Source organism: Eubacterium sp. 14-2 (genome assembly GCF_000403845.2).
GTDB lineage: Bacteria > Bacillota > Clostridia > Lachnospirales > Lachnospiraceae > Petralouisia.
The window spans coordinates 382,227-395,856 of record NZ_KE159567.1 but is presented as its reverse complement, the minus strand read 5'-3'; the positions used below and the strand labels follow the sequence as shown (position 1 = coordinate 395,856).

The 13,630-nt window shown below is 38.7% G+C and carries 8 protein-coding genes and 1 pseudogene; all 9 read right to left on the bottom strand.

Annotated elements, in window-relative coordinates; genetic code table 11:
- Positions 1–353 precede the first annotated feature (353 nt).
- Positions 354–1,838, bottom strand: a complete 1,485-nt coding sequence (locus C805_RS09030) for a nitrilase-related carbon-nitrogen hydrolase (protein ID WP_016213514.1) — start codon at positions 1,836–1,838, stop codon at positions 354–356.
- A 38-nt stretch (positions 1,839–1,876) separates the two neighbouring features.
- A complete protein-coding gene (locus tag C805_RS09025; protein ID WP_022750900.1) occupies positions 1,877–2,266 on the bottom strand; it encodes a hypothetical protein in 390 nt (129 codons plus the stop codon).
- 70 nt (positions 2,267–2,336) lie between these two features.
- A complete protein-coding gene (locus C805_RS09020; protein WP_016213512.1) occupies positions 2,337–3,053 on the bottom strand; it encodes a transglutaminase-like domain-containing protein in 717 nt (238 codons plus the stop codon).
- Between the two features lie 33 nt (positions 3,054–3,086).
- A complete protein-coding gene (locus C805_RS09015; protein ID WP_016213511.1) occupies positions 3,087–3,848 on the bottom strand; it encodes a helix-turn-helix domain-containing protein in 762 nt (253 codons plus the stop codon).
- A 304-nt stretch (positions 3,849–4,152) separates the two neighbouring features.
- Positions 4,153–4,325 (bottom strand): annotated as a pseudogene (locus C805_RS26250) (TnpV protein); the annotation flags it as partial.
- A gap of 161 nt (positions 4,326–4,486) precedes the next feature.
- The gene (gene uvrA, locus C805_RS09010; RefSeq protein ID WP_016213510.1) at positions 4,487–7,321 is read right to left on the bottom strand and encodes an excinuclease ABC subunit UvrA; all 2,835 of its coding nucleotides are present in this window, start codon (positions 7,319–7,321) and stop codon (positions 4,487–4,489) included.
- Positions 7,322–7,377: 56 nt separating this feature from the next.
- On the bottom strand, positions 7,378–9,360 hold the full coding sequence (uvrB, locus tag C805_RS09005; protein ID WP_031200823.1) for an excinuclease ABC subunit UvrB: 1,983 nt from the start codon (positions 9,358–9,360) through the stop codon (positions 7,378–7,380).
- 148 nt (positions 9,361–9,508) lie between these two features.
- Complete coding sequence (locus C805_RS09000; protein WP_051135826.1) at positions 9,509–10,555, bottom strand: PDDEXK nuclease domain-containing protein; 1,047 nt, start codon at positions 10,553–10,555, stop codon at positions 9,509–9,511.
- Between the two features lie 604 nt (positions 10,556–11,159).
- Entirely contained in the window at positions 11,160–13,628 is a 2,469-nt protein-coding gene (locus C805_RS08995; RefSeq protein WP_016213507.1) for a hypothetical protein, read from the bottom strand.
- Positions 13,629–13,630: the final 2 nt, after the last annotated feature.

The following is a 13,630-nucleotide window of genomic DNA, read 5'->3' as shown; positions in this document are numbered from 1 at the left end:
TTTTTTCACATATCCTTCACATTCTCCGGTTATACTTGTACATGTACTAGCTAACAAGCTAATATAATTTTTCATAACTCATGCTTCCTGGATTCCTGCTTTATCCGGAATCCAGGAGGTACTCCCCGAAAGTTAAGGCTGTCCATCCGGACAGCCTTTTTTATCTTAACAGGAAAGACCTTGTCACGCTAATGCGTGAAAGCATCTTTCCTGTAAGATAAAAATAATATGCGCACTTTGTTCCATTATCAGCATTTTCTTCTTCATTCCGGAACACCTTCCTTACACTCCGACGCTGTGTTACTTATTCAGTTATGATTATGATAACAGTGTTCAGGCAAACGGAAATTTTACTACCTCTTAATTAATTGTTTCATTTTGGGAAGTATGAAACTCCCTGACAAATAGAAACTACACAGATATACAAACAGATTTCCAATATACGAGTAAAGAGTAAATCGCCCTTTCGTGATAACCTGTGCTGATAATGTCTTTGTATCAGACTGAAAGTAATCGGTCTGTGCCAGCACACAGCCTTTAACATTTGAAACAATCGACATTCCGTTATTTGTATGTCTGATTATATTACTTCCATTTTCAACCCCACGCACAATCGCTGTCTTTGCAGCTAATAATGTCATTTCTTTCCAGTCCGAAGCTGGAACAATCAGTATATCTACATTATTTCTACCTGCCTGCTGTATTTTAGACAAAAATGCCATATCAGAACATATAAACGGCGCAATTCTACCATATTCTGTATCAAAACTTTTTAGCATTCCATCTCCTTTTTGGCACAGTTCTCCGATTGAACGTCCATGCTTAAAATATTCTGATATTAGTTCTCCCTGTGGATTAAATGCTACCGTTTTATTTTCCTTTAAGTCCTCGTAAGGGGTTTTCACCAATAATGAAACAATCAAATAAATTTCTTCCTGTTTTGCCATATCCGACGCCCGTTGCAGAAGCATATCTTCATCTTGTTTTAAAACCGCTCCATTCAGTTCAGACCAAAAAACAATCTTTGCACCTGCCTGTGCTTCCAACTCTGTTTTCAGGAAAAGTTCATCATCTGCTGATGATAGTTTATTCCTTGTATTGGTAATGTTTTCATCCGTAAATGTATTGGTATAAAATGCAGAATATACATCTTTATCATTATTTAACAGCTCTGAAATCGGAACGGTTACTCCAGCGATCCTGACACTTTTATCTGAATTTCCTGCAAAATGAAACATAACAACTCCATAGACAAATACCAGGCCAATTACAGAACCATATACAATGATGTATTTTCTGATGTGTTCTTTTTTGCTTTTATTGTTCCAAATCCATATAACCATTGCCGCCGTCCAATACATTAAAAAGGTGATTCCGTAAATCCCTGTTACCGTTACTATTTGCAGCAGGTATAGATTTTGGTATTGTGTATAAGCATCAGACAACCCGCCCAAAACAGGATATATCAAATAGATGATATATTCTATTGATACCATTATACTTGCAAAAATAACAGTATCCTGAAATCTCATTTTTGATTTTGACCAATAGATATATGGTAAAATTTTCAGAATAGCTACCAAAAAAGCTACCACTATACATATTTTTATATCCATTCCGATGGCTTTTTCAAACTGGAAAACAAACCCGATGGCATATATTGAGCCAATTATAAGATATACTTTTCGGGTATGATTGAGAGAAAGCATATGTAAAAACAAAATTGGATAAATCCATGCAAAAATCGGGATACACCATTCTCCATTGGACATTACATAAATTAAAAAAGTTAAGATTATGAAAACTGCAAATCGGTTACTTTTCAAAAGATTTTTCATTGCCAGACTCCTTACTTACATTCTCTATAAACAGGAAGTTATAGTAAACCTCCATCATGCACAGCCTGCCGTCCGGCGGGCCGCATGGCCATCCATACTTTGAAAACTTTAGCTTTCAAGGAAATCTTATCCCTTTTGCTTCCCCTTTCTGGAAAATGATAATGCTTCCTTGAAAAAAGCAGGAGAACACCAATAAAAAGCGCCCACATAAAAACCATTATGATACAATAAATACTTCTTTTCTGCATTGTATAATTCTGTATGTCTACATGCAGAATTATAACTTCAATTGCAAATATTGACAGATATTCAAGCATAAATGCTCCAAATGAAAGCAAGCTCAGCCATAAATATTTTGTCCGTTTTAAAACAATTCCAATACAAGTACCTCTCGCATGGAACATATAATCTTTATATCCTTTTTCCATAGCTTCTGTGCCAGATATTCTCAACTTCTTACTATGACACCCCCATCTAAAACAATCAAATCATAGATATTCACAACAAAAAATAAAATCTTTTCCTCATTTTACCAACATTGTAATTCATAATTTTTCTTCCGAAATGAACATACATAAAGTCTTTCATTTTACACCAATGCTGTGTATAATGCTCAAAAAACTTATCGGGATTTGGGAAAACGCCCAAATCGGACACAATAGCAGCACTCTGAATATAAGTGTTGTTTTCATTCCAATCAACGGAAATCTTTTGAAAGTCTTTTGTCGCAATGGCAAATTTCATAAATTCGCCTTGAACATGAGAGTATTTTGCTTTAACGGCTTCAAGATATTGATTGTCTGTAATAACTCCTTCTAAAGCAAGCCATTGACCTTTATAATAAACTTCTGCCCAGGTATGTACAATTTTATCTGGTGCAAGTGCCGCAATGATACCTGTGGTTGCTCCATGCTGAAAATCTTTTGATACTTCAAAGCCATGAATACGGCACGGAATATTTACACCTCTTAACAATGCCATTAAAAGCGTTGCTTTTGTATTGCACTGTCCGTATCCGTCCATTAAAACCTGTTCGGCAGTTAATGTATCGTTACGGTTATAGCCCAAAGGTATTTCATTTTGCACAAATCCATAAATAGCTTTAATTTTTTCATATTCACTCAACTCTCCCCATCGCTTTTCGTTGATGAGTTTCTGTATGCCAACAGACTGATAATTCAGCATTTTGGTTTCTTCAAGAAATTGCATATCCATAATTAAACCTCCTGTCTGTCTGGTTTCATTATATCAGTTCACTTCTTCTGCAACTTTCAAAAAAACGCTATTCTTCACAGAAATACTCGCAGGCATTCCCATCATCTTTTTTGTAACCGCTGCAAAATGTGATGGTGTATCAAAACCAGACAGCATTGCCGCTTCCGTAATATTTTTACCATTCAATAATGCTAAAAAGGCTGTTTGCATTTGATGAAACTGAATATAGCTTTTTAAGGGCATTCCGACCTGTTCCTTAAATAAGTGCGACAGTCGACCTGGTGACAACGCCACTTTATCAGCAAAAAAAGCAATCGAATGTGTATCGCAATTGCACCGTCCTATTTCGTATAACAAATCCTTAACCCTGTCGTCATATATTTTAGCCTGCTCTTTTACCCCTAAGAACTTATATAGTTGTATCATAAACTCTCTGTATTCTCTCAGTCCATCGCTGTCAATAAGGCAAAATAATAAATTTTTGATGTATTCAATATCCTGATTATTAAAAATATGATACTTCATTCCTCCCATTCGTTCCTCCAATTGAATGGCTAAACCTGAAGCCGGCTCAATTATCATAGTAAAATACATGTTGTTGCCTGTTGAAAAACTATGTAATATGCCGCGGTTTATAACAATACATTTACATGAAATTTTATTATCTTCCACACCTATCTCCAAATCTTTTTCTATGCTTAAAAATAACTGCATTGTCCAATGCTTATGTGGGACAGATTCAATTTGGTCTGTTATGATTGAGATTTTATCTCTGTCCCAATATATTTTATTCATAGATGTTACCTCCCTCTATGCCTGGCTTTTTCTTTTCTTGTCGCATAACGTATTGCCGTTCTTTTTCGGCTTCTTTTTGTTCTCTGCTTTGAACTTTCCTTTCCATGTTTGCCTTATTCATGCTGAAACTTTAATACTCAATCAGGATTTCTTCTATCAACAGGCTTCCTGTGCTGTCATATATTCAAACATTTTTGACCTCCTATTGCGTACTGTATATAGTATAGCCGCCTGAACGAACTGTATCAAGCAGATAAATAGGAACATACATTATAACTATCCGAAAAGAAAAACGACAGAGCTTTTACCCTCTGCCGCCATGCTGCCTTGCCTGTGCGTATATAATTTCTTCGTTCACAATCTCCCTCGCACACGCCCTTATGTTATTCATTCTCCCTGTCCATTCTAAGGCGTTTTGCCTTTAGCTGTTCCGTTGCCCTGCGCCCGTTTCATGCCCTCAGTGAGCCTTTGAATCTGTGGAAACAAAACTGCTGATGCTCATTACAATAACAACTTTTTTCGCAAAACCATTCTGCTTTTACATATTTTTGTCACTTTGATGCGCCGAGTACGGTCGCTTTAGCGACATAATACAATTTGCGCGAGTACCCTCGCTTCGCCGGGGCCGGCCTTTCGTGTTACTTCAGATATTTTTTAATATATCTGCCGGTATAGGATGCTTCCACTTCCGCCACTTCTTCCGGCGTGCCCTTTGCAATAACCATGCCTCCGCCGTCTCCGCCTTCAGGCCCCATATCAATGATATAATCTGCTGTTTTGATTACATCCAGATTATGCTCTATTACCACCACTGTATTGCCACCTTCTGCCAGCCGCTGCAAAATTTCTGTCAGCTTATGCACATCTGCAAAATGAAGCCCTGTGGTAGGCTCATCCAGAATATAGATGGTTTTTCCGGTACTCCGCCGGCTCAGTTCCGTAGCCAGCTTAATCCGCTGCGCTTCTCCGCCGGACAGGGTCGTTGACGGCTGCCCCAGCTTAATGTAAGAAAGCCCCACATCATATAATGTCTCTATTTTCCGTTTAATAGAAGGTACATTTTCAAAGAAAACCAGTGCTTCCTCCACCGTCATGTTCAGTACATCGTAAATGCTTTTTCCTTTATACTTAACTTCCAGGGTTTCTCTGTTGTATCGTTTGCCGCCGCACACTTCACAGGGCACATAGACATCCGGCAGAAAATGCATTTCTATTTTCAGAATACCGTCGCCGGAACATGCCTCACAACGTCCGCCCTTCACATTAAAACTGAACCGGCCTTTGGCATATCCTTTGGCTTTTGCATCCGGCGTGGCTGCAAACAAATCACGAATCTGGTCAAAAACCCCTGTATAAGTTGCAGGATTGGAACGGGGCGTTCTGCCGATGGGAGACTGGTCAATATCTATCACCTTGTCCAGATGCTCCATCCCCTCGATGGATTTGTGTTTCCCCGGAATCACTCTGGCACGGTTCAAATCCCTTGCCAGGCGTTTGTAGAGAATTTCATTGGTCAGAGAGGATTTTCCGGAACCGGATACTCCCGTAACGCAGGTCATTACCCCCAGAGGAATCTCCACATTAATATTCTGCAGGTTATTTTCCCCGGCACCTTTGATTTTCAGAAAACCTGTGGGTTTTCTTCTGGTTTCCGGAACCGGTATTTTAATTCTGCCGCTCAGATAAGCTCCTGTGACAGATTCCTTATTCTTCATAATTTCCTGAGCTGTTCCCTGGGCCACCAGACGTCCGCCATGCTCTCCTGCTCCCGGCCCGATATCCACAATATGATCTGCTGCAAACATGGTGTCTTCATCATGCTCCACTACAATCAGTGTATTTCCCAGATTTTTCAGATTCCGAAGGGTATTCAGCAGCTTGTCATTATCCCGCTGGTGCAGGCCGATACTGGGCTCATCCAGAATATAGGCCACTCCTACCAGTCCTGAACCGATCTGAGTGGCCAGCCGGATACGCTGAGCCTCCCCGCCGGATAACGTTCCGGTAGCTCTGGATAACGTCAGATAATCCAGACCCACATCCACCAGAAATCCCACTCTGGCACGGATTTCTTTTAATACCTGTGCCCCAATCAGTTTCTGCTGCTCCGTCAGCTCCATATCTTTCAGAAATGCCTGCAGCTTTCTTATGGACATGGAAGTGATCTCGTAAATATTTTTTCCGGAAACAGTCACTGCAAGGGCTTCCTTCTTTAATCGCTGGCCGCCGCAGGTTTTACAGGGAGTCACCCGCATAAACTGCTCATATTCCTGCTTCATGGTGTCGGATCCCGTTTCCCGGTACCGGCGCTGCACATTCCGTACCAGTCCTTCAAAGGCCACGTCATAAACTCCCTCCCCACGCTGGCCTTTATAATGGACTTTCAGTTCTTTTCCTCCGGTCCCATTAATCAGAATGTTCTGAATCTTTTTTGGAAGCTCCTCATAAGGCGTATCCAGATCAAACTTATACTCTTCCGACAGTGCGGTGAGAACCGCATTGGTAAAGCTGCCTTTGTCGGTGCTGGACTGCCATCCCATAACCTGAATGGCTCCTGCTGCAAGGCTTAAGGATTTATCCGGAATCATTAAATCCACATCAAATTCCATTTTGTAACCCAGGCCGAAGCAGTCCGGACAGGCACCGAAGGGGTTATTAAATGAAAAACTCCTGGGCTCAATCTCTTCAATACTGACGCCGCAGTCCGGACAGGAAAAGCTCTGAGAAAAATTCACCGGTTCTCCGCCAATCACATCCACCGTCATCAGACCCTCTGCCAGTTCCAGTACGCTTTCCACCGAATCTGTCAGACGCTTCTCTATTCCCTGCTTCACCACCAGACGGTCCACCACAATCTCAATATTATGTTTGATGTTCTTATCCAGCGGAATTTCTTCTGTCAGGTCATAAATATTGCCGTCCACCTGTACTCTCACATAACCGCTTCGTTTTGCCTGTTCAAATAATTTCTGATGGGTTCCCTTCCGTCCCCGGACCACCGGAGCCAGAAGCTGTATTCTGCTTCCCTCTTCCATGGACAAAATCTGGTCTACCATCTGGTCTACCGACTGCTTTTTAATCTCTTTTCCGCAGACAGGACAATGGGGTATTCCAATTCTTGCATACAGCAGACGAAAATAATCATATATTTCCGTCACAGTTCCCACCGTAGATCTGGGATTCCGATTGGTGGATTTCTGATCAATGGAAATAGCCGGGGAAAGTCCCTCAATCCGTTCCACATCGGGTTTTTCCATCTGCCCCAGAAACTGTCTGGCATAGGAAGACAGAGACTCCATATATCGGCGCTGACCTTCAGCATAAATAGTGTCAAAGGCCAGAGAGGATTTCCCGGAACCGCTCAGCCCTGTCAGAACAATAAACTCATTTCTCGGAATGTCCACATCCAGATTTTTCAGGTTATGCTCATTTGCACCTCTGATTTTAATGTACTGCTTTTCTGCTTTTGCCATTTTGATAAACTCCTTTTTCTCCTGATTCCCGCATATAATGAGCCGAAAATGTATGACTACATATCCCTCAGATTCTTTTTCAGTTCTATCATCTTGTCACGCAGCTCTGCCGCCGCCTCGAAATTCAGCTCTGCCGCCGCTGCCTGCATCTTTTTCTGAATCTCTCCAACCAGCTTCTCCAGTTCCTTTTTGCTCATGGATTCCGGATCTTTCTGGAACTGGTACTCCTCTTTTGCCACTTTTTTGGATATGCTGATTAAATCCCGGACAGATTTGCGTATGGTTGCCGGGGTAATTCCATGCTCCTTATTGTATGCCTGCTGAATGTTTCTTCTCCGGTTTGTTTCATTTATGGCAACCCGCATGGAGTCGGTAATACTGTCTGCATACATGATCACATGGCCTTCTGAATTCCGGGCAGCGCGGCCAATGGTCTGTATCAGAGAAGTTTCTGATCTTAAAAATCCTTCCTTGTCTGCATCCAGAATCGCTACCAGCGTAATTTCCGGAATGTCCAGTCCTTCCCGCAGCAGGTTGATGCCCACCAGCACATCAAATACATCCAGGCGCAGGTCCCGGATAATCTCCGCCCGCTCCAGCGTGTCAATATCAGAGTGAAGATATTTTACCCGGATTCCCACTTCCCGCATATAGTCTGTTAAATCTTCCGCCATTTTCTTGGTAAGGGTGGTAATCAGGACTTTATTCTTTTTCCCGATTTCTCTGTTGACTTCTCCAATCAGATCATCAATCTGTCCTTCCACCGGGCGCACATCAATCTCAGGGTCCAGAAGCCCGGTAGGGCGGATAATCTGCTCTGCCCGGAGCAGCTCGTGTTCTTTTTCATACACATTTGGAGTGGCAGACACAAACAGCATCTGGTCAATTTTACTTTCAAATTCTTCAAAGTTCAATGGCCGGTTGTCCTTTGCAGAAGGCAGGCGGAACCCGTAATCCACCAGCGTGCTTTTTCTGGACTGGTCTCCGGCATACATGCCTCGCACCTGCGGAATGGTAATATGAGACTCATCCACAATAATCAGAAATTCTTCCGGAAAATAGTCCATCAGGGTCTGAGGGGGCACTCCCTCCGGCATTCCCGCCAGGTGTCTGGAATAATTTTCAATGCCGCTGCAAAAACCTGTTTCCCGCAGCATTTCAATATCAAAATTGGTACGTTCCGCGATCCGCTGAGCTTCCAGCAGCCTGTCCTCTCCTCTGAAATATTTTACCCTTTCTTCCAGTTCTTTTTCTACAGCAACAATGGCCCGGTTAATCTGTTCCTGGGGCACCACATAATGGGATGCCGGAAATATACTGATATGTTCCAGAATATTTTTAATTTCTCCTGTCAGCACATCAATTTCCGTAATCCGGTCAATTTCATCTCCAAAAAATTCCACACGAATGGCCGTTTCTCCACAGTTGGCAGGAAAAATTTCCACCACGTCGCCCCGTACCCGGAATGTTCCCCGGTGAAAATCCATATCATTTCGGGTGTACTGGGTATCAATCAGTTTCCGGATTACCTCGTCCCTGTCCTTATTCATGCCTGGACGCAGAGATACCATCATTTTCTCGAAATTCTCCGGTTCACCCAGACCGTAAATACAGGATACACTGGATATGATAATTACATCCCTTCGCTCAATCAGCGATGCTGTGGCTGAAAGTCTGAGCTTGTCTATTTCCTCATTGACAGAGGAATCCTTGGCAATATAGGTATCGGAAGACGGAACGTAGGCTTCCGGCTGGTAGTAGTCGTAGTAGGAGACAAAATACTCTACTGCGTTATTTGGGAAAAATTCTTTAAATTCTCCGTATAACTGTGCCGCCAATGTCTTGTTATGTGCTATGACAAGCGTTGGTTTATTTAATTGCTGGATGACGTTCGCCATCGTAAAAGTTTTGCCGGAACCCGTAACCCCTAGTAAAGTCTGGAATTGGTTGCCTTCCTTGAAGCCTTTGACCAGCTCTGCGATTGCCTGCGGCTGGTCGCCTGTAGGGGCGTATTGCGATACTAATTCAAAATGATCCATAATAATCTCCATATAGACTATTTCCATTTTGGAAATAATTCACTCCGTATAAGTTCTCCTACTTAATTGTGCAAGTGCCTTGCACAATTAAATATCAATATACTTTAAAATACCTCATTCGAACAAAAATTGCTACATGTAGCAACTTTTACTTCTCCCGCTGCTCTAATTGTATTTTTGCCCTCTCGATTGCCAAATGCAATTTCTCTTCCAATTCTTCTTTGGGTGGCATAGCTGTCAAATATTGAGATACTCTAATATCTCCCTTATCCAATTCGAGCAGTTCAATCACTTCATCTGACTTTTCAGCACATAATATCAAAGCAACAGGAGATTCTTCATTTTCCATCCTCTCATATTTATTAAGCCAACGTAAATAAAGCTCCACCTGTGCTTTATATTCTGGCTCAAACTCTCCAATTTTCAGTTCTACTACAACCAATCTCCTCAATTTCCTATGAAAAAACAGCAAATCTATTTTATAATCTTTTCCATCTATCGTAACCTTTTTCTGCCTCGCCATAAAAGCAAAATCAGTACCCATTTCCAATATAAATTTTTCTAATTCTGCTAAAATTGCATTTTCCAAATCTTTTTCACTATAAGTATCCTGCAATCCCAAAAAATCTAATATACACGGATCTCTATAAAACATATCCACCGTCATAACATCCTTCTCTTCCAAAAGTTGAATGTCGTTCCTAATCGTTTTTTCAGGACGTTTGGAGATAGCTGTTCTTTCATATAACATGGATTTCTTTCGTTCCCTTAATGTCCTTACACTCCACCCCTCATTTTTACACAGAACCGCATAAAAATCTCTTTTTAATTCGTCATTTACAGGCAGTAGCTCTTTAAAATGCGACCAGGTTAATTGTTGCGACAATGTAGCAACTTTTTCAAAATCAGGAAATTCCTCATAAAATTGTATCATCCGAAAAACAGAACTTTTCTCATAGGAACGTCCATATCGAAATTCTAATTCTTTACTCAGATTTTTTACAATGAATTTCCCATACTCCGCTTTCTGTCCATTTAAAATATTATCTTTAAGTTCCTGCCCTATATGCCAAAATAAATATACTGTTTCAAAATTAGCTGTTTCAAATACTTTACGTTTAGCCGTCTCAATCAGCTTAACAATATTGTCATATGTTTGTTTATAATTTTCTGGGAAAATCAATTCATCTTTCACATTAGCCTCCTCTTTGTCATAGCTATTTGGGAACATTACTTCTTCCTAAACCCTCCAATAAATTCGCTACATGCGTGTAGCCAATTCATTTTTTAGCTACTTTCCATATTCTTTGTTTACAATGGCTCATGCAATCTGCTCAACAATGTTTACACCGCTTACAATTATTGCTTTTACTCCTGTTCAATTTTTTGGGTTAAGAATATCTTTTTCTTGAAATACTCTTGAAGCTTTTGTATTTACCTCAAATCCTTAACAACTATATTTCCCAGTTTTCTATTATATGCTCTTCTGGAAGGAAATGCTGTAAATCCAGGACGGGAAATATTATTACGGCTCTCATCATAATAAACACTCAATATTCCTGTCAACATGAATTGAAATCCCAAATGAATTTCTTCCTCATTATGATTAAAATACAAATATTCGGCATTATGTCCTTTTTGATGTCTCTTTTTAAAAATACTCCACGTGTCTAACGAACCGATATATCCAATTAAATCATCAAGTTTAAATCATAAAAAGCTAAAGATTTTTCTATAAACGATGGTATCCCCTGATATCTACTATAATATAAAAATGAGTAGATGTTTAATCAAATTCTTCATGAATCACTTTTTACAGAACACTTTAAAAGCTTTTTTGATAGCTCATTGAAATTACTTTTCTCTCGTTTTTCAGTTACTCTTCTCAAATAATCTTGAACTTTATTATACGCTTCTGCGCAACAAGCACAGTATTCTTTCCCACAACCGTTAGTGAACATTTGATTTTTTACTGTACTTTTAGTATATGACCAAAAATTCACAATCTGCTTAGCTGGATTATCTTTAAAAGATATCACCGGTTTCATTAAAAGAGCATGAGCATTAAGAAATTTTTCTTTTATATCTGTTGTTTTTCCATTTTCAATTAAAAGTAAATATAATTTAGCTTGTTGCGTATCTAACTGGAACGGAACCACTCTCTCAGATTCTCTAAACCAACTATAAGCACTATTCAAATAAGTTTGTGCTAAATCATATCTTCCAACATATGTACATGCAATTGAATACTGAAGCCAATAAAACGAGTTTTCTTTATAGTAGTCCAATTCCTTCAAATCATTGTAATAGTTAAGTAAAAATTTTTCTCGTTGACTAGATTTCAATAAAAATGTTTTTACATGAGAATAAGAAATTATATTCTTAAGTATATTTTCATACTTTTCTGTTTCTGCATAATAATTTGCATAATGTGCAGTCTTAGAAAGCACTTTAATAATCGTTTCATTGCAGTCTAATTCTTGCAAAATCGCATTTGCTGTTATTGCTGATCTAAGTTTAAACTCTGCCGTACCAGAAGAAAATTCCAAAATCTCTTGAACATTAGGATTTTCAACAAAATGTGTATCCAATGCTACTTTAATATCTAATATTTTACCCATATCATTTGCACTAATATTCAAACTCATTGTTTTTATTAATAGTGCTAAAATCAAAATATCATAATAATTCCCTGGAAGTTGTTTTATTTCTTCAACAACTTGTTCTATTCTTTTTTTCATACTAGTAGAGTTTACCAAAAGTAACATAATTCCTTGTAATTCACGGTTCCCCTTTTTAGGTCCAACCAATAATTTACTTTTTTCTGAAGGTGATAAATTACTCTTTTCTCCCCATAATCCATTATTATTTATAATTGTTTGTATTTGATATACTTCTCTGTTTTCTAATTTATTTAAATTAAAGATGGCGCTCTGACCTTCTCCAATTTTAAGAATATCATTCACTTCACAAAGACGCGTATCATAAAGCACAGTCCTTGCAGACAATACAAACTGTATACCTGACATATTATATAATCCGAATTGTTTTATTACTGATAGGAAATTATAATAATTTTCTATAATAACTATTTTGGAGCCAGGTTCATTCACAATATTTCTAATGTCTTTAGCAGTAATCCCCTGGTAATCTTCCTTAAGTGTAAAAAATTTAAATCCTTTATTCTGCAACTGATGCTTTAATGATTCAATAAACAATGATTTACCATTCCCCAGATTCGCATGTAGATAAATCACCCTAACGCCTTCATTAATACACTTAATAACATCTAACAAATTTTGACGAAATATTAAATTACTGTATTTTCCATTTTTTCTGTACCATAAAGAATCTTTTATTTGACCACTCATAAATAAATCATACACTTCAAAAGATGTTGCATTTTTTCTCGGTCTTTTAGGCTCATAAATTTCAAAGGACTTATAACAATAATATGATTTATCATCAATTGTTACTCTATATTTCTTTTGATACTCACTCAATTCCTGAACAAACGCTTTCATACCAATTGCTTCAACACTTCCCATTCGTTCCAGTTTACGTTTCTTGTCAGACGAAATATTGAGGGATTCAATGAAAATCGTTTTTTCTATCACATTTTTATTAAAAATAAAACGTTTTATATCTAGGTCATAAGCCAACGAAAGACCTATAATAACAATGCAATCAGCCGTCTCTAAATCTTCTCCAAAAACAGATCCCCACTCACTTTCTTTTAATCCATCTGCTGCTAAATAACTTCGACCTGTCAGTCTAAATTCATCGTTAAGACTTTGTACTGTTAATCTCCCAATATAACCATTAATATAAACGCACAAATTATTTTCCAAATCATTATCTCTACGTGGAGTTTTCAGTGTAACTGGTTCTAACGCTAAAGAATGTCCATTTTTACTTGTAGCAATTAATGGAACTTCATCATAATTTGTTGTATAAACTCTTTGCCATTTAAATGAGTAGAGTTCTCGATGCTCTTTTTGAATAGATCCTACTCTTAACTGATTTCTTATTTCCTTTACCAAATCCTCTGCTGAAAAACGTTCCTGAAATGTTTCAGCAGCATCTTGCAAATCCCATGGATTCTCTGGATTATCAATATTCGATAATTTGTATAATTGTTTCGCCAAATTAACTCCAGAGGGGAAATCATCATTATTGGGAGTCTTTACATCTAAATGTGCTCCTGATCCTGTAATTAAAACAGCTGTTCCTTTAAGAATACTTTTAAAAACATCCTCTTTTTGCATAT

Excerpts from the sequence above, each read along its gene's own strand:
- uvrB (WP_031200823.1), bottom strand. The coding sequence starts at position 9,360 with ATGGATCATTTTGAATTAGTATCGCAATACGCCCCTACAGGCGACCAG.
- C805_RS08995 (WP_016213507.1), bottom strand. The coding sequence starts at position 13,628 with ATGCAAAAAGAGGATGTTTTTAAAAGTATTCTTAAAGGAACAGCTGTT.
- uvrA (WP_016213510.1), bottom strand. The coding sequence starts at position 7,321 with ATGGCAAAAGCAGAAAAGCAGTACATTAAAATCAGAGGTGCAAATGAG.
- C805_RS09030 (WP_016213514.1), bottom strand. The coding sequence starts at position 1,838 with ATGAAAAATCTTTTGAAAAGTAACCGATTTGCAGTTTTCATAATCTTA.
- C805_RS09015 (WP_016213511.1), bottom strand. The coding sequence starts at position 3,848 with ATGAATAAAATATATTGGGACAGAGATAAAATCTCAATCATAACAGAC.
- C805_RS09025 (WP_022750900.1), bottom strand. The coding sequence starts at position 2,266 with ATGGAAAAAGGATATAAAGATTATATGTTCCATGCGAGAGGTACTTGT.
- C805_RS09020 (WP_016213512.1), bottom strand. The coding sequence starts at position 3,053 with ATGGATATGCAATTTCTTGAAGAAACCAAAATGCTGAATTATCAGTCT.